The organism is Demequina sp. NBRC 110052, assembly GCF_002090075.1.
GTDB lineage: Bacteria > Actinomycetota > Actinomycetes > Actinomycetales > Demequinaceae > Demequina.
The window spans coordinates 1,491,778-1,513,224 of sequence record NZ_BBRI01000002.1 but is presented as its reverse complement, the minus strand read 5'-3'; the positions used below and the strand labels follow the sequence as shown (position 1 = coordinate 1,513,224).

24 protein-coding genes and 1 pseudogene are annotated in these 21,447 nt (G+C 70.1%); 7 read left to right on the top strand and 18 right to left on the bottom strand.

Going from position 1 to position 21,447, the window contains the following annotated elements:
- Window positions 1-80 precede the first annotated feature (80 nt).
- The 11 genes from B7K21_RS07325 to B7K21_RS07275 all read right to left on the bottom strand — a co-directional run bounded on the left by B7K21_RS07325 (window position 81) and on the right by B7K21_RS07275 (window position 8,274).
- Window positions 81-458, bottom strand: a complete 378-nt coding sequence (locus tag B7K21_RS07325; protein ID WP_084074706.1) for a DUF805 domain-containing protein — start codon at window positions 456-458, stop codon at window positions 81-83.
- A gap of 91 nt (window positions 459-549) precedes the next feature.
- The gene (locus tag B7K21_RS07320) at window positions 550-1,227 is read right to left on the bottom strand and encodes an SDR family oxidoreductase (RefSeq protein ID WP_084074705.1); all 678 of its coding nucleotides are present in this window, start codon (window positions 1,225-1,227) and stop codon (window positions 550-552) included.
- A 43-nt stretch (window positions 1,228-1,270) separates the two neighbouring features.
- Entirely contained in the window at window positions 1,271-1,921 is a 651-nt protein-coding gene (locus tag B7K21_RS07315; RefSeq protein ID WP_084074704.1) for a hypothetical protein, read from the bottom strand.
- Window positions 1,918-2,352 carry a hypothetical protein gene (locus tag B7K21_RS07310; RefSeq protein WP_144016090.1) on the bottom strand — a complete coding sequence of 145 codons (435 nt, stop codon included), beginning with the start codon at window positions 2,350-2,352 and terminating at the stop codon, window positions 1,918-1,920. Before B7K21_RS07310 ends, B7K21_RS07315 begins: the two co-directional genes overlap by 4 nt.
- A gap of 8 nt (window positions 2,353-2,360) precedes the next feature.
- Window positions 2,361-4,154, bottom strand: coding sequence for a hypothetical protein (locus B7K21_RS07305; RefSeq protein WP_084074702.1), 1,794 nt, complete (start codon window positions 4,152-4,154; stop codon window positions 2,361-2,363).
- Window positions 4,151-4,444, bottom strand: a complete 294-nt coding sequence (locus B7K21_RS07300; protein ID WP_084074700.1) for a hypothetical protein — start codon at window positions 4,442-4,444, stop codon at window positions 4,151-4,153. The genes B7K21_RS07305 and B7K21_RS07300 overlap by 4 nt, the downstream gene beginning before the upstream one ends.
- Complete coding sequence (locus B7K21_RS07295) at window positions 4,441-4,632, bottom strand: hypothetical protein (RefSeq protein ID WP_084074698.1); 192 nt, start codon at window positions 4,630-4,632, stop codon at window positions 4,441-4,443. The genes B7K21_RS07300 and B7K21_RS07295 overlap by 4 nt, the downstream gene beginning before the upstream one ends.
- Before the next feature lie 140 nt (window positions 4,633-4,772).
- Window positions 4,773-5,468 carry a DUF805 domain-containing protein gene (locus tag B7K21_RS07290; protein ID WP_084074695.1) on the bottom strand — a complete coding sequence of 232 codons (696 nt, stop codon included), beginning with the start codon at window positions 5,466-5,468 and terminating at the stop codon, window positions 4,773-4,775.
- A gap of 82 nt (window positions 5,469-5,550) precedes the next feature.
- Window positions 5,551-6,207: a LysE family translocator gene (locus tag B7K21_RS07285; protein ID WP_084074692.1), complete on the bottom strand. Its 657-nt coding sequence runs from the start codon at window positions 6,205-6,207 to the stop codon at window positions 5,551-5,553.
- Complete coding sequence (locus B7K21_RS07280; RefSeq protein WP_084074689.1) at window positions 6,204-6,893, bottom strand: TetR/AcrR family transcriptional regulator; 690 nt, start codon at window positions 6,891-6,893, stop codon at window positions 6,204-6,206. The genes B7K21_RS07285 and B7K21_RS07280 overlap by 4 nt, the downstream gene beginning before the upstream one ends.
- A gap of 34 nt (window positions 6,894-6,927) precedes the next feature.
- The gene (locus B7K21_RS07275) at window positions 6,928-8,274 is read right to left on the bottom strand and encodes an acyltransferase (protein ID WP_084074686.1); all 1,347 of its coding nucleotides are present in this window, start codon (window positions 8,272-8,274) and stop codon (window positions 6,928-6,930) included.
- Between the two features lie 47 nt (window positions 8,275-8,321).
- Here B7K21_RS07275 and B7K21_RS07270 point away from each other — a divergent pair, with 47 nt between their 5' ends.
- Window positions 8,322-9,629 (top strand): MFS transporter, encoded by a 1,308-nt coding sequence (locus B7K21_RS07270; RefSeq protein ID WP_084074684.1) that lies wholly within the window; start codon window positions 8,322-8,324, stop codon window positions 9,627-9,629.
- Between the two features lie 10 nt (window positions 9,630-9,639).
- Here B7K21_RS07270 and B7K21_RS07265 read toward each other — a convergent pair whose 3' ends face one another.
- A complete protein-coding gene (locus tag B7K21_RS07265) occupies window positions 9,640-10,173 on the bottom strand; it encodes an Lrp/AsnC family transcriptional regulator (RefSeq protein WP_084074682.1) in 534 nt (177 codons plus the stop codon).
- Window positions 10,174-10,332: 159 nt separating this feature from the next.
- On the opposite strand from B7K21_RS07265, the gene ald reads away from it, so the two are divergent.
- A complete protein-coding gene (gene ald, locus B7K21_RS07260; protein WP_084074680.1) occupies window positions 10,333-11,427 on the top strand; it encodes an alanine dehydrogenase in 1,095 nt (364 codons plus the stop codon).
- A 94-nt stretch (window positions 11,428-11,521) separates the two neighbouring features.
- Here ald and B7K21_RS07255 read toward each other — a convergent pair whose 3' ends face one another.
- The 5 genes and pseudogenes from B7K21_RS07255 to merA form a co-directional block, all read right to left on the bottom strand.
- Complete coding sequence (locus B7K21_RS07255) at window positions 11,522-11,881, bottom strand: DUF559 domain-containing protein (protein WP_084074677.1); 360 nt, start codon at window positions 11,879-11,881, stop codon at window positions 11,522-11,524.
- Between the two features lie 54 nt (window positions 11,882-11,935).
- Complete coding sequence (locus B7K21_RS07250) at window positions 11,936-12,754, bottom strand: AAA family ATPase (protein ID WP_084074676.1); 819 nt, start codon at window positions 12,752-12,754, stop codon at window positions 11,936-11,938.
- Entirely contained in the window at window positions 12,751-14,148 is a 1,398-nt protein-coding gene (locus B7K21_RS07245) for a Mu transposase C-terminal domain-containing protein (RefSeq protein ID WP_082157300.1), read from the bottom strand. The genes B7K21_RS07250 and B7K21_RS07245 overlap by 4 nt, the downstream gene beginning before the upstream one ends.
- A gap of 7 nt (window positions 14,149-14,155) precedes the next feature.
- Window positions 14,156-14,746, bottom strand: a pseudogene (locus B7K21_RS07240) (recombinase family protein); the annotation flags it as partial.
- A 564-nt stretch (window positions 14,747-15,310) separates the two neighbouring features.
- A complete protein-coding gene (merA, locus tag B7K21_RS07235; protein WP_084074674.1) occupies window positions 15,311-16,699 on the bottom strand; it encodes a mercury(II) reductase in 1,389 nt (462 codons plus the stop codon).
- A gap of 98 nt (window positions 16,700-16,797) precedes the next feature.
- Here merA and B7K21_RS07230 point away from each other — a divergent pair, with 98 nt between their 5' ends.
- Window positions 16,798-17,187, top strand: coding sequence for a heavy metal-responsive transcriptional regulator (locus B7K21_RS07230; RefSeq protein WP_084074673.1), 390 nt, complete (start codon window positions 16,798-16,800; stop codon window positions 17,185-17,187).
- Between the two features lie 116 nt (window positions 17,188-17,303).
- Here the strand turns inward: B7K21_RS07230 and B7K21_RS07225 are convergent, their stop codons facing one another.
- Window positions 17,304-17,897: a cadmium resistance transporter gene (locus B7K21_RS07225; RefSeq protein WP_084074672.1), complete on the bottom strand. Its 594-nt coding sequence runs from the start codon at window positions 17,895-17,897 to the stop codon at window positions 17,304-17,306.
- A 141-nt stretch (window positions 17,898-18,038) separates the two neighbouring features.
- Between B7K21_RS07225 and B7K21_RS07220 the strand changes: the two genes are divergently transcribed.
- The 4 genes from B7K21_RS07220 to B7K21_RS07205 all read left to right on the top strand — a co-directional run bounded on the left by B7K21_RS07220 (window position 18,039) and on the right by B7K21_RS07205 (window position 21,399).
- On the top strand, window positions 18,039-18,428 hold the full coding sequence (locus B7K21_RS07220; protein WP_084074671.1) for a helix-turn-helix transcriptional regulator: 390 nt from the start codon (window positions 18,039-18,041) through the stop codon (window positions 18,426-18,428).
- The gene (locus B7K21_RS07215) at window positions 18,425-20,389 is read left to right on the top strand and encodes a cation-translocating P-type ATPase (RefSeq protein WP_084074668.1); all 1,965 of its coding nucleotides are present in this window, start codon (window positions 18,425-18,427) and stop codon (window positions 20,387-20,389) included. Before B7K21_RS07220 ends, B7K21_RS07215 begins: the two co-directional genes overlap by 4 nt.
- Before the next feature lie 32 nt (window positions 20,390-20,421).
- Complete coding sequence (locus tag B7K21_RS07210) at window positions 20,422-20,916, top strand: signal peptidase II (RefSeq protein ID WP_084074665.1); 495 nt, start codon at window positions 20,422-20,424, stop codon at window positions 20,914-20,916.
- 87 nt (window positions 20,917-21,003) lie between these two features.
- Window positions 21,004-21,399: a helix-turn-helix transcriptional regulator gene (locus tag B7K21_RS07205; RefSeq protein WP_084074661.1), complete on the top strand. Its 396-nt coding sequence runs from the start codon at window positions 21,004-21,006 to the stop codon at window positions 21,397-21,399.
- The last annotated feature ends 48 nt before the right edge of the window (window positions 21,400-21,447 follow it).

Genomic DNA, 21,447 nt, shown 5'->3' with positions numbered 1-21,447 from the left:
GGGCTGCGCGCCCGGCATGCACGAAGGCCGGGATCCCCTCACGGGGTCCCGGCCTTCGTCGCGCCTGCGGTCCGTGCGCGCTACGCCTTCGGGTCAGGTCCGTACTGATTAGCCGCAGGCTGACCCGGGATCAGACCCACGATCCAGATCACGAACGGGACGAACAGGCCGATGACGGCGATGATCCCGGAGGCCCCGATGTCGTGACAGCGACGGAAGCACACGGCGAGGGTCGGCACGATGAGGAAGAGGGCGAAGAGCACCGCGACGCCCGCGACCACGTAGGCGAGCACACCCGGGCCGCTCTCGTCGCCGAACGCGAGCGCCATCCACAGGTAGACGCCGCCGAGCACCGCGCTGATGAGCCACGCGCCCAAGTAGAAGCCCCAGAACTCCATGCGGCGCGATCGGCCCTGGAAGTCCGCGTACCTCGAGAGTCCCTGCCTGAACCAATACATGTCCCCACCCCTCCGTTCGCCGCGGCGCGACGTCACGACCCAGGCTAGGGCGGCGGGAGCCCTCGCGCGCGGCGAGAAACTCGAGCGCCCGTCAGCACGTGCGCGCCGCGAGCGCGTCCGTGATCGGGGTGTCCCCGGCCACGAGCTCCCACTGGCACCGCACCGTGGTGGGGTCGGCGAGGCACGCGTCGATCACGGCGGCCACGTCGGCACGAGGGATGGAGCCGCGTTCCACGGTGGCGCCGAGCGTGATCCTGCCCGTGGGCTCGTCATCGGTGAGAGCGCCCGGCCGCAGAATGGTCCACGCGAGCTGCGACGCCCGCAGTGACAGGTCGGCGTCGCGCTTCGCGTTGACGTACGCCGTCCATGCCGTACCGCGCGAGGAGTCGGCGGGTTCATCGACGCCGATCGCGCTGACCTGCACGAACCTGTCGATGCTCATTGCGCGTGCGATCTCCACCGACTTCAGCGAACCCTCGAGGTCGACGCTGCGCTTGCGTTCCACGTTGCCGTCGGCCCCGCCGCCGGCGGAGAAGACGACGCCGTCGCATCCGTCGAAGGCCGCGACGAAGTCGTCCGCCGTGGCTCGCTCGAGGTCGAGCCGTCGTGGCATGGCACCCATGTCCGCCAGCTCGTCCAGCTGGGCGTCCCGCCGCGCGAGCGCGACTGGCTCGACTCCTCGCTCACGCAGCAGGGGAATGAGACGACGCGCGACCTTGCCGGAGCCTCCGACGATCGCCACACGCGTAGGAGCAGGTGAAAGGCTCATGTGTGGTGGACGCATATGCACGCCCAGAGATTCCCGCGGGTGCTCACGAAAGCCCCACGTCCGCCATGTGCGCGACCGGCTGCGGCGCGACGCGCGACGAGCCCACGATCGCATCGACCAGCCGTACGACGGTGTGAGGGATGTCAGCGAGCACCGAGTCGGCGTGCACCAGGATCAGGCGCTTCGATTCGGGCACCGTTCGCCACACGTCCACGGATACCTGCCTGACGACGGTGTCGGCGTCGTCAGGCACGAGCGCGACCTCACCCACGCGCCAGCGCCGCACCGCGGCGCCGTCGGACACGGGGATCTGCTCCCAGCCCTCACCGTCACCGATCCGTTGCATCGCTTCGAGGAACCCCGCGATCACTGCCTGCGGGTCCGTGCCGACGGCGGGGCTGATCCGGACGTCACGCGGTACGAGCACCGACAGCGAGAGCGCGGTGGGAGCGCCGGGCGCGATCTCATGGCACAGCAGCATCGACTGCAGGTCCTCTCCTGCGACGTCCATCGTCGCCGCGAGCGCGTGACGCAGCCCGGCTCTGACCTGAACCCGGTCGTCGTCGCGTCCCACAGCGAGCTCGACGTACCGCCTGATGCGCCGTGCGGTCTCCTCGCGCCTTCTCGGATCCAGCTGCACCCACGTGCCGGGCAGGCGCAGTACAAGTCGTCCTGGGGCGTCGGACTCCGTCATGGCGATCCCAGCAGCGCGTCGATCTCGTCCACCGTGGTGTGAAGCTCGCCCTGCGCGAGCCCGCCCGACGTCGGCAGCCCCAGCTCCGTCGCCGCGGCGGTGAGGTCCGCGAGTCCTTCCTCGTCCTTCGCGGACACGACGATGCCCGGTCGGTAGCCGCTGGGCAGCGGTTCGGCGATCGCTTCGAGCACCGTCGCGAGAGCGGGGCCGTCGACGGGGCTCGCCACGAACTCGACGCCCACCGTGAGGGAGCGGCTCAGCAGCTCGGAGTTCGATGACTCGGCGTCGATGTAGCGCACCATGGCGACGTCCTCGTGCTCGCCGACGGCTGCGGTGACGGCCGCCACCTCCGACGCCGAGGGGCCGTTCGCGCAGCCGGCGAGAAGCAGCACCGCGGCGAATCCCGCGAGCACAGCGGCACGTCTCCTCACGATGCTCCTCACTCGCTGAAGGCGTACTGGTGGTGGTCGACCTGAGATTCCCGTCCGTAGAAGAAGTCCTCGAACCCGTCATCGATCGTGGCGTCGTGGCGCAGATGCTCCTGAAGCGTTGCGGCGTACAGCTCGTTGGCGTGCGGCACTCCGATGTCGGGAGAGACCTTCGCCTCGATGCCGATCCCGGAGCGCCCTCCGTCCCACACCTCCACCCGCCCCGGCTCCGTCGGAGGGATGTCGATGAGGTCGAGCTGGTGCACGGGGTCGAGCTCGTGCTTGACCTGCAGCACCGGGATGCCGTGCGTGTCCATGTGGTCAATCGGAGAGCCGGCCGCGACGATGCCCGCATAGTCGTAGCCGCCCGCGCCCGAGGATGCGAGATGGCCCGCCATGATCCCGCCGAGGCTCCATCCCGTCAGCACAACCGGCTCACCGGGATCGATCCCTGCCTGTGCCATCGCATCGAGCACGGCGACCTCGTACTGCGACGCAAGCTCGGGGTAGAGCATCAGCATCAGATTGGCGTCCAGATCGTTCGGCGCCCCGGCGTCGCCGCCGAGCACCCAGTCCATGGTGGACGGCAGCGTCACGATCCACCGCTCCTCGCCGTCGACGACGATCCGAGTGATGTCCACCACCGCCTCCCGGTCCCCTCCCGCGGCGTCCACCTGACCTGCGCGCCGCAGCAGATCGTCTGCCGAGTCGACGACGCTGTCCGTGTCGCGGAGCCGCTCGCGCGCGTCGGCCGTGGAAGAACTGCTTGCGTCGTCATCGGGCAAGGGATGCGCCACATGGCCGCCAGCGTCGACGATCGCCTGCCACGTCGCACCCGCGCGGACCTCCGTCGACAGCCTCCACAGGAGAAACGCTCCGAATGCAGGTGCTGCGATGCTCAGCGCCAGCACCACGAGTCGCAGAGTGGCGAGGTCGTCGAGCCCGAGGATCTGCGCCGCGCCGTATGCGGCGAGCCCCGCGAGCGCCAGCGCGGACACGATCTGCAGCACGAGGCCGATCGCCGCAGCGAGAAGCGCGAACAGTGCGGGGAACACGACGGTCGCCACGAGTGCGACGAGAGCGATCAGGGCGATCACCGTCATCACCGCCGCGGCGGCGATGACGATCGCCTTCACCACCTCGGCCACCGCCTGAATCACGGGGGCGAAGTACTTCTCGGCCCACTCCGCGACCGCGCTGATGACCTCGCCCACCTTCGTGAGGAAGTTGCCCACGTGATCGAGGAGGCTATCGTCGGTCGCGCTGGTCGCTGCCTGGATGCGGCTGATCGCCCGCCTCGCCGCGGCATCGCGCTGCTCTTCCGCCCACGCATATCGGCTCTGGGCTGCGGCCACCGCGTCCCCCGCGTGCTGGTGGCGCATCCGTGCCGCGTACAGCTCCGCGTCCCAGGTCTCGCGCGCGGCCACGTCGTCGGGGTTCATGGCCGCAAAGCGCAGCTGTTCGGCCGCGTAGTCCACGTCGTGCTCCGACTGTGAAAGTCGGAGCAGGGCGTCGTGCTCGGCCGAGATCTCACGCTGGGCAGTGTCGTGGAAATCGTGCAGCGCGATCGTGTAGTCACGGAGCGCGCGCACCGTGCCGTCGTAGCGGTCCTCGGCGGAGCGCAGCCCGTCGCGGCCTTTGGTCATCTCGCCCCTGAGCTCGTCGACGGCATCGCTGCGCGCCTCGACAGCAATCGCCTCGAGCAGGTCGGCTGCGGTCTCGAGCGCCTGCCTGGTGCGCGTGATCCGGTCGACGTCGGAATCGAGCGCGGTCGGGTTGCCTGCCGGAGGGGCGAGCGCGCTCACGAGGAAGCCCGGGTGAGCTCGTCTGCGAGCTGACGGTCCATGTCCGCGAAGGTCTCGGCGGTCGCGTCGAGGTAGTCGGAGAGCGCGGCGAGATGTGTGGCGATCCGGTCGCGAGTGATAATCCACGCACACGCGAAGCCCTGAATCTCCTGTGCCAGTCCCGCGTGCCCCACGTGGTCTGCCGCTGCGCCGGCGCGTGCGTCCTCGCGCGAGAATCCCGTCACTACCGTGCGCATGTCCCGTGCCGCGTGCGTGAGGTCGTCACCCTCGACTCGTAGGGCGCCACTCATGGCGCAACCTGCGTGTCCGTGTCAGCGAGTCGGTCGGCGTTCCACAGTCGCGCGTCCAGCTCGGCGATGCGGGGTGCGACCCGCGACGCCCCAGGCGTGCCGCCGCGCGCGAGCGTCGCCAGCCCGGCCTCCAGTTCGCGCCGCGCGGCGTCGCTCAGTGCAGCGGCGTGCTGCACGATCCCGTCCATGCCCCCGCACCCCCCTGGTCCGATGCCCCGATGCTAGGACCGGCGCAGCGGAGGGTCGATGGGCATCACTCACCGTGTGGGAAGAGGTGCCGCACGGCGGGTCTGTGGACGCGGCCCGGCGCTCGCGACCCAGGACCCGATCAGCGGGGAGGCGTCTGGAACGGGTCGGAGCCCTGGGCGCCGCCCTGAGGGTCACGCGGCGATGCAGGCGGCGTCTCCTCGACGCCAGGCGCGTGCGGGGTGGGCTCCACGCCTGCGGGGGCGGTGTCCTGTGCGAACGTGCCCGGCGCTGCGGGAGCAGACGCGGCCGGCGGGGCTGCGTAGCCCTGCGCGGACGGCGTGCCGGGAGCGGCGTACCCGTACGGCTGCTGGGGGACCGTCTGCCACCGCTCGCCCGCCTTCGGGTCCGGACCGTACTGGTTGTCACGAGCCTCGCCGTCGAGCACCGCGAACACGAGCAGCACGATTCCGCCGAACGGGACGAGCCCGAGCAGGATCCACCAGCCGCTGCGCCCGGTGTCGTGGAGACGGCGCACCTGTACGGCCAGGCTCGGCAGGAGCAGTGCCAGGGACACGGCGAACAGCAGCGCGATGCCCGCGATGAGCGGAGCCCAGTTCATCTCCTCGAAGGCCGTCTCGGGGATGTTCCCCTGAGAGTCCGCCTGCTGGAGCACCGGGAGGAACGCGGCGAAGTACAGGATCATGAAGATGATCCCGAAGGGGATCTGCACCAGCTGGAGGAACAGGTAGAACCACCAGTACTCGCTGCGCCGCGCGCGCCCTGAGAACGTGGCGTACTTGCTGAAGCAGACCTTGATTGCAGCGCCGAAGCTCATCGTCGACCTCCCTGAGTCGTTCTGCCTCAGCCTACAGACCAGGGCCGACGCTCACGGGGCGACCGCGCGGCGGCTGGGAAGGTCAGGCCACGCGGCGCGACAGCATGAGCACGACCCCGAGCGTCGCCATCATGCCCCCGCCTGCGGCACGCACACGCGACAACCGTCGCGGCGAGCCGGCGAACCAGCGCTTGGCGCCTGAGGCGAGCAGCGCGTACGCGCCGTCGCTCACGATCGCGATCGCGGCGAAGACCATCCCGAGAATCAGGATCTGCGCCCATGCCGGTCCGCGAGTGGGATCCACGAACTGCGGCAGCACCGCGGCGACGAATACCAGCGTCTTGGGGTTGGTCACTCCCACCACGAACGACTCGCCGAGCACACGCCCGACGCCGGGGCGGGCCTGAACTGCCGCCTCGGCCGACGCGTCGGCCGGGATCGCGAGCCCCTCACCGCGATGCCTGATGGCCTGGATGCCCAGGTAGATCAGATAGGCGCCACCGGCGAGCTTCAGCGCCACGAACGCCGCCTCCGAGGCGGCGATGATCGCGCCGACCCCGATCGCCACCAGCACCGCGTGCACGACCTCGCCGCCCGCGTTGCCCACGACCGACAGCAGCGCTTCGCGTCTGCCGTGCTGGAGCGCGCGGCCCACGATGAAGAGCACGCTGGGGCCAGGGATGATGATGATCACGAACGCGAGCGCGGAGAACGCGGCGAGGGTCGAGGGCGCGATCACGCGTCGCCGCCCGAGACTCGCGCCTGTCGGGCCTCCTTGATGGCGGCGAGCGCTCCGACTGCCTCCTCCACGTACGGTGAGAACGGCTTGAGACGCGCGGCGCGGATCAGGCGCGCGAGCGTCGGGCTCATGCGCGAGACGATCCTGCGTGCGACCCGCTGGTCGCTCGAGAGGTCCTGCACCCAGCCGAGCGTGATCACCATCTGCACGAGCCACAGCATCTCGGGGAGCGCGGCCCTCAGTCGCGAGTCGGTCTTGAGGTCGGATCCCTCGACCACGTCCTCGTACAGCTGGATGAAGGTCTCGCGCGCGGGCTTGGACTCGGCGCCGAACGGGCTGAGTGGACTTGTGGGAACGACCGCGAGGCTCACGAGCGTGTCCGCGACCGCGCGGTAGCGGGAGGCGACGTCGAGGTAGGTGTCGTAGGCGATCGCCAGGCGGGCCTTGAAAGACTTCTCCTCCGCGATGCGTTCGCGCGTCAGCGTGGCGTGCTCGCGCGCAATCGAGAGGTAGAAGCCCTGAACCAGATCCTCCTTGCCCGCGAAGTAGTAATAGGCGCTGCCGAGCGACACGTCGGCGCGCTCGGCGATATCGCGCATCGTGGTCGCCTGGTAGCCGCGCTCGAGAATGAGTGCGGTCGCGGCGGCGACGATGCGATCGCGCGTGGTGCTGTCGAGGGTGGGCATCGAGGACTCCTGAACGTGTTCAACTGCGCTCAGGCTACGCCCGTGCCGCCCACGACGTGAGCCCGGCGGCGGCGAGCAGCAGCGCCGTCGCACCCCACACCGTCATCGGCACGCCCGCGACCGAGCCGACGTAGCCCGTGAGCGTGCCACGGAACCCCGTGACAGCGAAGCCGAGCATGCCCGCGATCCCGCACGCCGACCCGACGGCGGCGACGGCCGCGCGCACCCGGTTCGGACCCACCGGCTCGCGGCGACCCGGCATCGACTCGAAGCGGCGGAACACCAGCACCAACGCAATCACGAGCGCGAGGAACGGCACCAGCAGTGCCAGCTTCAACCACCAGAACGAAGCCTCGGAAGGATCGCCGGCCAGATCGACGCCCGCGACCCACAGCCCGCCGTAGATCAGGATCAGCGCAGTGAAATGCCACAGGAAGGCCGTCATCGCCATGGAGCCGGCGACGACCACGGCCGTCCACACGCGCCGCCGCTCCAGAGCCCGACGCGCGGGCCGCCTCAGCAGCAGCAGCGCGCCCGCCTGCGCCACCGCGAACGCAAGCAGCGCCGTCGTGGGCGGAGCGAGATTCGACAGCTCCTCGCCTGCGTAGCTCACCATCGTCGTCGAGTACGGTCCGACGACCACGAGCAGGGCCAGGGAGACGACGCCCCCGCCCAGCAGCCGCGCGCCGAGCCGGCGCTCGCCCACCCGGTCGGCCACACCATCGGCGTAGTGGAAGCCCAGCTGATGCACCGCGAGCCACACGAACGCGAAGTTCAGCCACTGCACACCCGGCACGCCCGCCGCAAGCCGCAGCACGTCGACGAGCACGACCACTGCCACGAGCGCAGCGAGCGCACGCCAGCCCCAGCGCTCGTGCGCGGTCAGCAGCGCAGGCGCGCATGCCGCAGCGATCAGGTAGACCCCGAGGAACCACAGCAGCTGACCCGCGATCTGCAGCACCGGCGCGACCACCGCCGACTCCGACGCCACCGCCTCGGCGACCACCGACACGGCGAGCCAGACCCCGACGAACACCAGCGTCGGGCGCACGAGCCTCGCGATGCGAGCCCGCGCGAAGTCCGCGTAGCCGCCGCCCCGCGCCCTGAGCGAACGCCAAGCGGTCGCGTGGGCGAAGCCTCCCACCACGAAGAACACCGGCATGACCTGCGCGACGAGCGTGAACGGACGCGCCCATGCCTCAGTGTCCAGCACGTTCGCGAACGAGACCGTCACTGCACCGTGGTCCAAGACCACCGCCGCCATCGTGAAGTGACCCAGCACGACGCCCAGCAACGACAGCACACGCAGCAGGTCCGCGTAGCGATCGCGCGACGCGGGGGTGGCCTCGACCATGTGGGACAGCGGGCTCTGCGCGCTCATGCGCCGATGCTAGCGAGCGGGCCCCGCGTGGGCCCTACGCTGGTCGCATGTCGCTCGCCACAGACCTGAGGTCCCTGTGGCGATCGGCCGGATTCCGCCGCCTGACCGTCGTGCGCGTCCTCTCCCAAGGCGGCGACGGCATGTTCCAGCTCGGCATCGCCACCGCGTTCTTCTTCGACCCCACGCGCGGATCCAGCGCGAGCGAGATCGCGCTCGGCTTCGCGGTGCTCCTCGCGCCGTTCACGCTCGTGGGTCCGTTCGTCGGGCCGCTCATCGACCGGTGGCAGCGCCAGCGGATCCTGCTGTGGGGCAGCGTCGCGCGACTCGCGCTCACCGCGCTCATCTGCACCCTCGTCGCCGCGGGCGCACCCGCCTGGACGCTCTACACCTCGGCGCTGCTCACACTGTCGGTCAACCGCTTCGTGCTCGCGACCATGACGGCCGGTCTGCCGCGGGTAGTGCCCGCGCACGAGCTGCTCGCGGCGAACAGCGTGCTGCCCACGCTCGGCACGATCTCCGCTGCCGTGGGCGGCACCATCGGAGCCGTCGCCACGTTCCTGGTGCCCACCGCGTCGGACGCGTCGCTCGCGATGACGGCACTCGTCGCGTCGGGCGTGGCCTTCGCATGCGCCACGTGGTCCACCACTCGCATCGGGCGCACAGAGATGGGCCCAGAGCACCCACTCGCCGCCCTCGACGTCGCACAGCAGCTCAAGGCGCTCACCGCCGAGCTGATCGACGGCGCCCGTTACCTCCGCGCCCGCGTCACCCCCTGGCACGCGCTCGGCATCATGGCGGCGCAGCGACTGCTGTACGGCCTCATGTTCGTCGCCTCGATCGTCGTGTCCCGCCAGGTGCTCGCCGACCCGTCCGACGCCGGCGCCGGGCTAGGCGCCTTCACGATCGTGCTCGGCTTCGCGGCCGTCGGATTCGGCCTCGCCGCCGTGCTCACCCCCGCGTTCGGCGACCGCATCTCCCGCCACCGGTGGATCGTGCTGTGCCTCGGCATCGGCGCCGTCGCGCAGGTGCTGCTCGCCATCGGACCCGAACCCTGGACACTGCTCAGCGCCGCGGTGATCGTGAGCTTCGCCGTACAGGGCGGCAAGATCGCCGTCGACACGATCGTGCAGCGCGACACCGAGGACGCAGTGCGCGGGCGCGCCTTCACGCTGTACGACATGGCCTACAACGTGGCGTTCATCTCCTCCGCAGCGATCGCGGCCCTGGTGCTGCCGGACACCGGATGGTCGCGCGGGGTCATGCTCGGCATTGCCATCGCCTACGTGGGCCTCGGAGTGCTGTTCGCACGGGCACCGCGCGAGCCGCGCGCGGTGGTGACGCCACGCGTCGACTGAGCGGCCGCAGTCAGCCGATCGCGCCCCTCATCGCCGCCAACGAGTTGGCCTCGCGATGGTGCTCCGCGCCGATCAGGTGATCGAACACGATGTTCGTCTCCGTCGATGCGACGACGGGATCCATCGACAGATTGCTCGCGACGAAGTCGCGCAGCTGCGCGGTCGACGTGCATGTCAGGTGGATGAGGAAGTCGACCTGGCCGCCCATGAAGTACACGGAGACCACGTTCGGTAGCTGCGCCACCTTCGCGCCGTACGTCTTCACCTGGGGACGCGCCTGCGCACGCAGACGCACCGAGACGAGTCCCTGGACCGACATTCCCAACCGCTCGAAGTCGATCTCGATGTGCGAGGAGCGGATGATGCCGGCGTCCCGCAGGGCCTTGACGCGCGCATGCGTCGTCGATGGCGCGACGTGGAGCCTGGCCGCGAGCGCAGTGTTGGACAGGCGCGCGTCGCGCATCAGCTCCGTGAGGATGCGCTCGTCCAGCTCATCGAGCCGAATATTCGTCGGCAGCGCCCGCCGATCTGGTACATCCTCCATGGGTTCTTCATCCTTTCGCGCATTTCCGGGCAGTCTATCCGCGATCAGTTGCTATCGCCGAAGATCGTTCGACAATGGTAGGGACAGCACACGTCGACCGGTGAGCGTCCCTGATCACCGCGGGGTCGCAGGCCGCCGGCCGCACCTGGAGGTCGCAGCATGCACGTCGGGATCCCCGCAGAGATCAAGAACAACGAGAAGCGTGTGGCGATCACGCCTGCGGGCGTGCACGAACTCGTCGCGCACGGACATGCCGTCACCGTGCAGGCCGGTGCGGGACTCGGCTCCGCGTTCACCGACGAGGAGTACGTCGCCGCAGGTGCTCGGCTCGGGTCGGTCGATGAGGCCTGGGGTGCGCAGATGGTGCTGAAGGTCAAGGAGCCCATCGCGTCCGAGTATCGGTATCTGCGTGAGGACCTGCTGCTGTTCACCTACCTCCACCTCGCCGCCGACGAGGCGCTCACCACCGCGCTCGTCGGCGCCGGCACCACGGCCATCGCATACGAGACCGTGCAGCTCCCAGACGGGTCGCTGCCGCTGCTCGCGCCGATGTCCGAGGTCGCCGGGCGCATGGCCACGATGGTCGGCGCGTACCACCTGCAGTCCAGCCAGGGCGGACGTGGCGTGCTGCTCGGCGGAGTTCCCGGGGTGCGACCCGCGAAGGTCACCGTGCTGGGCGGCGGCATGGCGGGCCACAACGCCATCTCGCAGGCCGTCGGCCTCGGCGCCGACGTGACCGTGCTCGACCTGTCGATCCCCCGACTGCGCCACCTCGACGACCTCTACGCAGGCCGCGTCAAGACCGTCGTCTCGTCCGCCTACGAGGTCGAGCGCTCGTGCCTGGAGGCCGACCTCGTCGTCGGCGCCGTGCTCGTGCCCGGCGCCAAGGCGCCCAAGCTCGTGTCCCGCGAGCTCGTCGGCCGCATGAAGCCAGGCTCAGTGCTCGTGGACATTGCGATCGACCAGGGCGGCTGCTTCGAGGACTCCCACCCGACCACCCACGCGGAGCCGACCTATCCCGTCGAGCGCTCCACGTTCTACTGCGTGGCCAACATGCCGGGCGCCGTCGGCAACACCTCCACGCTCGCACTCACCAACGCGACCCTTCCGTACGCCGTGCGTCTCGCCAACGACGGCTGGGAGGTCGCGACGGCCAAGGACCCGGTCCTGGGCAAGGGCCTCGCGACGGTGGGCGGCAGGATCGTGCACGGCCCCGTCGCGGCGCTCTTCCCGCAACTGCCCGCAGCGGTGTGAGTCAGTTCGCGCCCCTCCGCTACACGCACGCCAGTTCTCGCCAACCAAGGCATTCACGCCTCCGCTCGTGCGTGCATCCGCGCAGCCAGGGCACTCACGCGCCCACGGTAGAGCCCATCCGCGCGCGCACCGTCGCCTCGGCCAGCTCCCGGCAATGTCGTGCGTCATCCCGCACCTCCGCGTATCCGAATCTCAGAGTCTGCACACCGGCGGAGGCGAGGATGACGTCCCGCTCACGATCGCGCCGCCGCTGCTCGGACGACCCATGGAATGCCTCGCCATCGAACTCGATCGCCACCGCGCTCGGTACGTGAAAGGCATCGACCCGGAAGGTTCTTTCACCTACGCACAGCCGATGCTGACGCACGCACTGCGAGAGGACTGGCCCCCGAAGGATGCTGCCGCCGCGCAGCTCGAGGAAGCTCTCCACTCCGTCACGGGCCGCCCTCGCCATGAGTGTGACTTCGTCTGCTGAATGGCGGGGTTCTTCGGTCGCTTCGTGGCGGGGTCAGGTGACACCGATGACCAGGGTGCTCTGTGCGGCTTCGATGACGTCGTTGGTGATGGTGTCGAGTTCGTTGATCTTCAGGACCCGCTGGATCTGGGGGAAGAGGCGTTCGAGGAGCCGGAAGTTGCCGCGGGTGATCCGTGCGATGGCTGCGATGGCTTGGGCGTCGGTGAAGTCGTCGGGGTCGAGGGTCTTGCCGAGGGATCGCCAGTGTCGCTCGAGGACGAACAGCAGTTCGTCTTGTCCCAGGGGCCGGTACTGGTGGGCGAAGCCGACTCGGCTGTAGAACTGGGGGTAGTGGCTGAACTGCTTCTCCAGGCCGGGCATGCCGATCAGGATCAGGGCGATGTCGTCGCGGTCGTAGCGATCGCGCAGCAGTTCCAGAGCGGCGGGACGCAGTCGTTCGGCCTCGTCGACGATGATCAGCTCCACGTAGTTCGTGCCGTGTCGCCATCCCCAGGCCTCGGGAGTGGCCGTGCCGGGAGGTACGAGGTGCTGCTCGATGCACATGTTGGTGCGGGTGATGGCTTGGGTCAGCTCGTCCTTCAGGGTCCGCGGGGTGGTCAGCACGCTTGGGGTGTAGAGCACGGTGCGGCTCCGGTTCAAGGCGGCGTAGATCTTGGCGTCGTTGTCGGAGCGCGGCCCCCAGTAGGTCAGCAGGTCATGAGCCTTCTCGTAGTGTGCGTAGCGGCGCGCGGAGAGTGTCTTTCCTCCGCCGGCTGATCCGAAGCACAAACCGATGGTGTGCCCGCGGCGCACGGCGTCGGCGAACTCGGTGAAGCGGCGGTGCTCCTTGGTGACGATGAAGCGCTGGCTCACCTGAGGTCCTCCTTGTAGATCTTCAACGCCGACCTCGGCGCCGGAGCCGGTGCTTCGGTGATCCGTGGCGTCTCGGTAGGTGCGGCCACGAGGGCGATGCGTTCGTTGATGCCGGCTCGCAGCGCCCGGCGGCGGGCGTTGCGCGCGGCCTGGATCTCCTTGAGGCTGACCTTCTGGTCGTGGTGCTCTTGGTTGACGGCCTTGCAGACGAATTCGTCGTGATCGAAGACGCGGATCTCGGTGATGTCGCGGGGGTCGTAGCGGATCACGACCGAGCGTCCGACGTAGCCGGCCAGAGTTGGCGAGACGTAGCGCAGGCCCTGGAAGCGGATGCCATCGCGGCGCACGACGCGGGTCTTGGCGACGGTCAACAGCAGTCTGTCGAGGTCTTCCAGGCTCTCGGGCATTCGGGGCAGCCAGCCATCGGCGATCCACGCGCTGCGCGGGGAGGTTCCGAGCTCGCTGTGCGTGCGGTCGTTGTAGGTGGCCACGAACGCCTCCAGGGCGCTATCGAGGGCGGCCAGGGACAGTTTCGGTGTCGGCCAGGGGTGCCCTTCGGTGATGTGTCCGGGCAGGGTGGCGAGTAGCTCGGTGTTGATGGTGCCGAAGAACCGCTCGATCTTGCCCCGTCCCTGGGGTCGGGCGACGGTGGAGTGGATCAGTCGGATGTGGAGGTCGACGGCGGTGTGGGCGAGCTGGTCACTGGTGAAGTCGCTGCCGTGGTCGACGTAGAGCACGTCGGGCAGGCCGCACATCGGCCAGGCCGGGTCGGTCTTGTGCCAGATCGCTTGGCGCAGCGCCAGGGCGGTGTTCATCGCCGACGGTGCGCCCAGGAAGACTGTGTAGCCGCAGACCGCCCGGGAGCAGTCGTCGAGGATCGTTGTCAGCCATGGCCGTGCGGGCTTGCCGTCGGTGCCCACCACCAGGATGTCGAGCATGGTGTGATCGGATTGCCACATCGCGTTGGGCAGCTCTGCTTGCCGGCGTAGCACCAGCTCGTGCTTGTCGCGGTAGGACGCTGCGCCCTCCAGGGCGAGGGTGACCATGCCGGGATCCAGGGTCCGCACGATGTCCCACACCACCGAGTAGGAGGGGACCGGCCACCTCCGGGCGGCGCAGATGCCCGTGACTTTGCGATGGATCGTGGCGATGGCCGGCCGCGGCTTGCTCAGTGCCAGGCCCTCGATCAGGTCGACGAGGTCGGGCGGAAGGCGGCGGGAGCCGGCGTCCGCCCGTGAGGCTGTCTCCAGTCCGGCGTAGCCGTCGGCGCGGTAGCGGGCGTGCCAGCGCTCCAGGGTCCGCAGCCCTACATCGGTCTCGCGAGCTAAGCGCGCGAGGGGCACCTGGTCCTCGACGTGGAGCCTGAGGATTCGCCACCGCGCTCGAGCGTCCACGACGCACCTACTGCAAGGCGTTCTCGCGCCCGCGCTCGGCGCGCTGAAGGGCGCGGTAGACCGTGGAGCGGCCCACGCTGAACAGCTCGGCCAACTCGCCCACGGTGTGCTCGTCGGCAGCATGTAGCTGGACGAGGTGAGCTTCTTGCCGGGGGGTGAGTTTCGGTGACTTCCCGCGCAGCCGGCCCTTGGCCTTGGCGACCTTCATCCCCTCGCGGGTGCGGGCACGGATGAGGTCGGCTTCGAACTCGGCGACCATCGCCAGCACGTTGAACAACAGCTTCCCCATCGGGTCGGTCGGGTCATACACCGATCCGGCGATGCTCAGCTTCACTTCCCGCGCCGCGAGGTCGTCGGCGATCTGGTGGGCATCACGGACCGAACGCGCCAGCCGATCGAGTTTGGTGACCACGAACGTATCGCCGTCCCGACACGCTGCCAGCGCCTGCCGCAGGCCCTCACGGTCGACGTTGCGGCCCGTGAGCCCGTGATCGACGTAGATGCGCTTGGGATCGACGCCGAACGCCGCGAGTCCGTCACGCTGCGCGGTCAGGTCCTGCTCGTCGGTGGAGACTCGGGCATAGCCGACCTTCTGTGGATCGCATCGGTTGGTGGCGTGATTCTGAGAACTGTCAGTGGCCGATGAGGAGGACTTCTCTGGCGGCGTCGACCAGTTGCCGGGTGCTGAGTGTCTGAAGGGGCCCGCTTCGTGACGCCGACCGGTGGGCGATGAGCCGGCCAGGTGGACCCGCGCGAGGACACCGCTACCGCGCCGCAGTGGTCCTCCGGGCGTGGACGGAGCGGCAGGTTATTGGTGCGGCTCGCCGAGTTCTGGCGGCGTCTGTGTGGGTCGCGTACGGTCAGTTTCCGCGACTTAGAACTCACCCTGGAGGAGGATCTGGCGGGTGTAGCGGAAACGTTCGTTTCCGGCGGTGGCGTGAGACGGTCGGCGCCAGCGCCTGGTTCGGCTCAGCGCGGAGCGGCGGGCGGCCCAGAGCGCCCAGCCGCCGCCAGGTGTAGAGCCGGGCGTGTGGTTGAGCTCGGCGGCATGGGGCCGAAGCTGGCCACAGCATCCGGGTCGCGGGCGACAGTGCCGGGTTTGGTGCGGTCAGCACATAGCGCGGCCGGAATGACAGCGGGGGCGTCGAGGGCGCTGGACCGGTCAGGCGCAGCAGGACGTCGGCAAATGGTTGCGGAACAGCCCTGCGGCGATCCGCAGGCTCTCGGCCATGGTCAGGTAGGGTGCCCAGGTGTCTGCGAGGTCGTCGACCGTCATGCCGGTTCTGATGGCGTAGGTCGCGGCGAGCATGATCTCGCCGGCACCGTCGGCGAGGGCGTGCACCCCCAGGACCTTGCCTGTTGTGGCGTCGGCGACGATCTTCACGGCCCCTCGGGTGTCGCGGTTGACCAGGGCGCGCGGGACCTCTGAGAGGTTCAGTACTCGGGACCTGCAGTCGTGGCCGCGCTCGAGGGTCTCCTTCTCGCTCAGCCCGGCCGAGGCGAGCTGGGGGTTGGTGAAGACCACGGTGGGCAGGCCGGTGTAGTCGACCCGCGCCCCAGGACCGTCCGGGCCGGTCAGTGCGTTGGTGGCGGCGGCGCGGCCTGCGGCGGCGGCGACGTAGACGTACTGCGGGGCACCGGACACGTCGCCTGCGGCGTAGACGCGCGGGTTGGTCGTGCGCTGGAACTCATCGGTGACGACGAAACCCCGCTCGTCGACGTCGACGCCGGCTGCGGCGAGCCCCAGCCCGTCGGTGCGGGCCGTGCGACCGGTGGCGATCAGCAGCCGTTCTGCGCGGACGGCAGCACCCGAGGCGGCCCGTACGACGACCTCGCCTCCGTCGACCGAGACGGCGACGGCGTGCTCCTCGAGGACACCGATGCCGTCCTCGGCAAAGACCGCACGCAGGGGTTCGGCCAGCTCCGGCTCGGCCCGGGGGGCCACGCGCCCGACCAGGGACACCCTCGCACCGAGACGGGCCAAGAGCTGTGCCTGCTCGAGCCCGACGTAGCCGCCACCGATCACCACCAGGGACCTCGGCACCTGCTCGAGTTCCATGGCCGTCGTCGACGTCAACCAGTCCACGCTGTCCAGACCCGCCAGCTCGGGCACCGCCGGCGCGGCCCCGGTGGCCACCACGTACGCCTGGGCGCGCAGCGGCTTGCCGTCGACCGCGAGCGTGTCGCGATCGAGGAACCTGGCGTGCCCAGGCACGACCTCGAACCCATGGGCGGCGGCGACGTGGGCGTACTTCGTACTGCGCATGCGCTCGACGAGCTCGTCCTTCTGGTGAACCAGCGCTCGTAGGTCTACGCCACCTGCGGACGTGGGAGCGCCGTCGAAGGGATTGGTCAGGGCGGAGTGTCGGGCGCCGGCGGCCGCCAGGAGCGTCTTGGACGGCACGCAGCCGATGTTCACGCAGGTCCCACCGAGAACGCCGCGCTCGATCAGGACCACGGTGTGCCCAGCCTGCCGAGCGGTGATCGCAGCCGCCATCGCCGCACCACCGGAGCCGACCACCGCCAGGTCCACGTCATAGCCCGCGCTCATGCCAGATCCCTTCGTCGTCGGTCCCGGTCCAGGTGCCAGCCTGGACCTTCTAGCGCACTGGAAGGTCAAGGCCGGTAGGCTCGGCAGCTGGAGGCGATGTGCGTATCGGAGAGCTGGCCCAGGCGAGCGGCACCACGACCAAGACGCTGCGCTACTACGAACAGGCAGGGCTCCTCCCGGCGCCCGAGCGCACCACCACCGGCTACCGCGACTACGAGCCCGCGACCCTCCAGCGACTGAACTTCATCCGCCGTGGTCAGGCCGCCGGCCTGACCCTGGCGCAGATCCGAGAGGTGCTGCACGTACGAGACGCCGGTGCGGCGCCCTGCCACCACGTCCGCGAGCTGCTCGACAGCCGCGTCCACCAGCTCGACCGCCAGATCGCGGACCTTCAGGCGCTGCGCGAGAACGTCACCGAGCTGCGAGACGCCGCCGCCGCACCTGACCCGGGGGCCTGCGACCCGACCGACGTCTGTCGGTACCTCTGAGCCGCGACCGCCATCTGCGCGCATCGGCAGCAGGCCAGGGGGCGGCCGAGAACCGTGACCGGCAATCGCCCGCCGACGATGACCTTCTCCGCCGCCACCGGCAACGGCCAACGGCTCTACAGCCCGAAGGCGCCGCCCTCGAGGAGGATGACGATGCCCAGTCCGATCAGGACGAGGGGAAACAGGACGTGTTCCCAGCGTTCGAGGACTTCGGCGATGGGTCGTCGGGTGGCGACGTACCTGGCGGCCAGGACGAGCACGGCGACCAGGGCGAGGAACACGACGGCGTACGCGGCGGTCGCGGCGGGGCCGACGGTGAGGAAGACCGGGACGTAGACGCCGATGTTGTCGCCGCCGTTGGCGAAGGTGACCGCTGCGACGGTCCAGACGGCGACGGCCTTGCCCGGGTCGTCATCGTCGGCGTCGCGGCCACGCCAGGCCCGCCAGGCGGCGTAGAGGCCCAGGAGCAGGGGGATGAGTCCGAAGTAGGCGATGGCGTCTTCAGGCAGGAAGGCGTTGGCGCCGAGTGCGACCAGGACGGAGGCGATGAGGATGGCGCCGAAGCCGAGGTACTGCCCGGCGATGATCTTGGCGGTGGCGCCTGGGGCGCCGGCGCCGCGGGCGAAGAACAGTGAGAGCACGATGATGTCGTCGATGTTGGTCACCAGGAACAGACCGACGGCCTGCAGGGCGGCTACGGCCAGTTCCATCGAGGGGCCTTTCGGTTGGTTGCGGTGCGAGGCCCGGCGCGCTACTCGCGGCTGTGGCCGGAGTGGCCGATAGATCGGACACAGCAGCCTCCGGAGCCCGGCCGAGTCGAATCCACACCCGATAGGCGCTAGCATCGACCCATGCCGATGATCGCCGCAAGTCCTGATGTAAGTGGCCGGGCCGAGCTCGCGCCCGCAGGGGCGTTGTTCCGAGGCCTGGGCGACCCGACGCGCCTGGCGCTGGTGCGCCGCCTGGCGAGGGGCGAGGCGCGGGTCGTGGACCTGTGCACCGAGCTGGGCCTGAGCCAGTCCACCGTGTCCTCACACCTGGCCTGCCTGCGGGACTGCGGGTTGGTCGACTACCGCGCGCAGGGACGCGCGTCGGTCTACCACCTGAGCCGCCCTGAACTGCTGGACCTGCTGGCTGTGGCCGAGGGCCTGCTGGCCGCGACCGGCAACGCTGTGGCCTTGTGCCCCACCTACGCAAACCCCACCACCTCTGACCCGATCACCAAGGAGAGCGCACGATGAGCGACGCCTGCGGCTGCAGCGACGACGAGACCACCCCCGGCGGCGAGGAAGCCGAGGAGCACGAGGCCGAGCGGCTGTGGGAGGTCAGCGAGCTCCGCTTCGCCGCCGTCGCCGGCGTGCTGCTCCTGGCGGGCCTGGTCGCAGGGTCCAGGGATCAGTCCGCCGTTGCGACGGTGCTGAACTGGGTGGCGCTGCTGGTCGGTGCGTGGACGTTCGTCCCCAGCACGATCCGGCGACTGGTCAAGGGCAAGATCGGCGTCGGGACCCTGATGACGATCGCCGCGATCGGCGCGGTGCTGCTCGGTGAGGTCGCCGAGGCGGCCGCGCTGGCGTTCTTGTTCTCCATCAGCGAGGGCCTGGAGGAGTACTCCCTGGCCCGCACCCGCCGCGGCCTGAGGGCGCTGCTGAACCTCGTGCCCGCTACCGCGACGGTGCTGCGCGACGGCGCAGAGACCACGGTAGCTCCCGGTGAGCTGGGCATCGGGGACCTGATGGTGGTCAGGCCCGGGGAGCGGGTCGCCACCGACGGGATCATCCGCACCGGTCGCACCGCCCTGGACGTCTCAGCCATCACCGGTGAGTCGGTGCCCGTGGAGGCCGGACCCGGACAAGACGTCTACGCGGGGTCGATCAACGGATCCGGCGTCCTCGAGGTGGAGGTGACCACCACCGCGCAGGACAACTCCCTGGCGCGGATCGTGCGGATCGTCGAGGCCGAGCAGTCCCGCAAGGGCGAAGCCCAACGCCTGGCGGACCGCATCGCCAAGCCGCTAGTGCCCGGTGTGATGATCGCCGCCGCGCTCATCGCCGTCGTCGGCAGCCTGCTGGGCGACCCGGGCACGTGGATCGAGCGGGCCCTGGTCGTGCTCGTCGCAGCGTCACCGTGCGCCCTGGCGATCTCCGTGCCGGTCTCCGTGGTCGCCGCCGTCGGGGCCGCCTCCAAGCAGGGTGTGCTCATCAAGGGCGGCGCGGCCGTGGAGGCCCTCGGTGCCATCCGCGGGGTCGCCCTGGACAAGACCGGGACGCTGACCCGCAACGCCCCTACCGTCGTGGCCGTCGTCGCCGCGCCCGGCCGCACCCAGGAGCGCGTCCTGCAGGTCGCGGCCGCCCTCGAAGCACGCAGCGAGCACCCCCTGGCACGGGCCATCCTGGCCGCCGTAACCCCGGCCACCCCCGCCACCGACGTCGAGGCAGTCCCCGGTGCGGGCCTGACCGGGACGTTCGAGGGTCGGCCTGCCCGGCTCGGGCGACCCGGATGGGTCCACGCCGGATCACTGGCCGCTGAGGTGGAGCGGATGCAGCAGGCGGGGGCGACCGCCGTCCTGATCGAGGAGAACGGCTCGCTGCTCGGCGCGGTCGCCGTGCGCGACGAGCTCCGGCCAGAGGCCGCGCAGGTCGTAGCCCAGCTGCGCCGCGACGGCTACCACGTCACCATGCTCACCGGCGACAACACCCTGACCGCGACCGCCCTGGCCCGCGAGGTCGGCATCGACGAGGTCCACGCGAACCTGCGCCCGGAGGACAAGGCCGCACTGGTCGCCCAGCTGCGCACCCAGCGCCGCACCGCGATGGTCGGCGACGGCGTCAACGACGCCCCCGCCCTGGCGACCGCCGACCTCGGCATCGCGATGGGAGCGATGGGCACCGACGTCGCGATCGAGACCGCCGACGTCGCGCTCATGGGTGAAGACCTGCGCCACCTGCCCCAGGCGTTCACCCACGCCCGCAAGGCCCGGCGCATCATGCGCCAGAACGTCGGCCTGTCCCTCGCGATCATCATCGTGCTCATGCCCCTGGCCCTCTTCGGTGTCCTCGGCTTGGCCGCCGTGGTCCTCGTTCACGAGGTGGCCGAGGTCGTAGTGATCGCCAACGGCGTCCGCGCAGGCCGCACTCGCCCACTGCCGCAGGCCATCACGGGAACTGCTGCGGCCGTCGAGCGTCCGGCGCTGGTCACGCGGTGACCGCTGGCACCGCAAGGGAGGAGAAACGGGGCTTGGCCAGCCCGACGCGGCGGCGCCTGGCGGCAGGGCTGGGCGCTGCTGCATTGGCCGCTGTCGACCTGGGCGTCAAGGCCTGGGCAGTGGGTTCGCTGCAGGAGCGGGTCATCCCTTTGGGTCCGGTCGAGCTGAGGTTGGCCTACAACCCTGGGGTGGCCTTCTCCGTCGGCGACGGCGCGCCGACCTGGCTCGTGCTCACTGTCACCGCCCTGGTCACCGCTGCAGTCGCCGTGGTCGCCTGGCGGATCGCCGCCACCCCCTCGCCAGGGCGGTTGCCCGCCCTCGCCCTGGTATTAGGTGGGGCGATCGCGAACGTCGTGGACCGGGCCGGGGACGGGGTGGTCACCGACTACCTGCACAGCGGGTGGTTCCCGACCTTCAACCTCGCCGACACCGCGATCGTCACCGGCGTCGCCCTGCTGGTGCTGACCACCCTGCGCCACCCGACACCCGCAACACCGAGCGGGGACGGCACGAGCGGGATCGGGTGAGTGGAACTCACGCGGGCCTCGCGTCGGTATTGGCCACCAGCACAATCGGCGGCCGATGCTCACATCAACGCGTGCTACCATGACCGCATGACGGCCGAGGCGTGCGACCTGCTGTGCCTGGACGTGGCGCGCGCCGAGTCGGTCCGTGCAGCACTGCCGAAGGCGCACCGCTCCCAGGCGATGGCGCTTACTGCCAAGGCACTGGCGGACCCGGTGCGCCTTCGCACGGCAACGGCCCTGGCCCTCGGGGCCGAGCTGTGCGTCTGCGATCTGGCGTGGGTCGTCGGCGCCGCGCCGAACCTGGTCTCGCACCACCTGCGCGTTCTGCGCCGCGCCGGCCTGGTGACCTCCCGCCGGCACGGCAAGCTGGTCATGTGCCGGCTGACCTCCCAGGGCGCGGCGCTACTGGACGCCCTGGGCGTCGCCGCACCGGGTGAGAGTCTGTGGGCGGAGCCGTCCGAGCTGATCACCGCTCGTGGATGAGCCGACCGCGGCCGGCGGACCTCCGGTCCAGGGATCGCCCGCACGGGC

Coding starts and splice junctions, on each gene's coding strand:
- B7K21_RS07325 (WP_084074706.1), bottom strand. CDS start 458: ATGTATTGGTTCAGGCAGGGACTCTCGAGGTACGCGGACTTCCAGGGC.
- B7K21_RS07320 (WP_084074705.1), bottom strand. CDS start 1,227: ATGAGCCTTTCACCTGCTCCTACGCGTGTGGCGATCGTCGGAGGCTCC.
- B7K21_RS07315 (WP_084074704.1), bottom strand. CDS start 1,921: ATGACGGAGTCCGACGCCCCAGGACGACTTGTACTGCGCCTGCCCGGC.
- B7K21_RS07300 (WP_084074700.1), bottom strand. CDS start 4,444: ATGAGTGGCGCCCTACGAGTCGAGGGTGACGACCTCACGCACGCGGCA.
- B7K21_RS07295 (WP_084074698.1), bottom strand. CDS start 4,632: ATGGACGGGATCGTGCAGCACGCCGCTGCACTGAGCGACGCCGCGCGG.
- B7K21_RS07290 (WP_084074695.1), bottom strand. CDS start 5,468: ATGAGCTTCGGCGCTGCAATCAAGGTCTGCTTCAGCAAGTACGCCACG.
- B7K21_RS07280 (WP_084074689.1), bottom strand. CDS start 6,893: ATGCCCACCCTCGACAGCACCACGCGCGATCGCATCGTCGCCGCCGCG.
- B7K21_RS07275 (WP_084074686.1), bottom strand. CDS start 8,274: ATGAGCGCGCAGAGCCCGCTGTCCCACATGGTCGAGGCCACCCCCGCG.
- B7K21_RS07270 (WP_084074684.1), top strand. CDS start 8,322: ATGTCGCTCGCCACAGACCTGAGGTCCCTGTGGCGATCGGCCGGATTC.
- B7K21_RS07265 (WP_084074682.1), bottom strand. CDS start 10,173: ATGGAGGATGTACCAGATCGGCGGGCGCTGCCGACGAATATTCGGCTC.
- ald (WP_084074680.1), top strand. CDS start 10,333: ATGCACGTCGGGATCCCCGCAGAGATCAAGAACAACGAGAAGCGTGTG.
- B7K21_RS07255 (WP_084074677.1), bottom strand. CDS start 11,881: ATGGCGAGGGCGGCCCGTGACGGAGTGGAGAGCTTCCTCGAGCTGCGC.
- merA (WP_084074674.1), bottom strand. CDS start 16,699: ATGAGCGCGGGCTATGACGTGGACCTGGCGGTGGTCGGCTCCGGTGGT.
- B7K21_RS07225 (WP_084074672.1), bottom strand. CDS start 17,897: ATGGAACTGGCCGTAGCCGCCCTGCAGGCCGTCGGTCTGTTCCTGGTG.
- B7K21_RS07220 (WP_084074671.1), top strand. CDS start 18,039: ATGCCGATGATCGCCGCAAGTCCTGATGTAAGTGGCCGGGCCGAGCTC.
- B7K21_RS07215 (WP_084074668.1), top strand. CDS start 18,425: ATGAGCGACGCCTGCGGCTGCAGCGACGACGAGACCACCCCCGGCGGC.
- B7K21_RS07205 (WP_084074661.1), top strand. CDS start 21,004: ATGACGGCCGAGGCGTGCGACCTGCTGTGCCTGGACGTGGCGCGCGCC.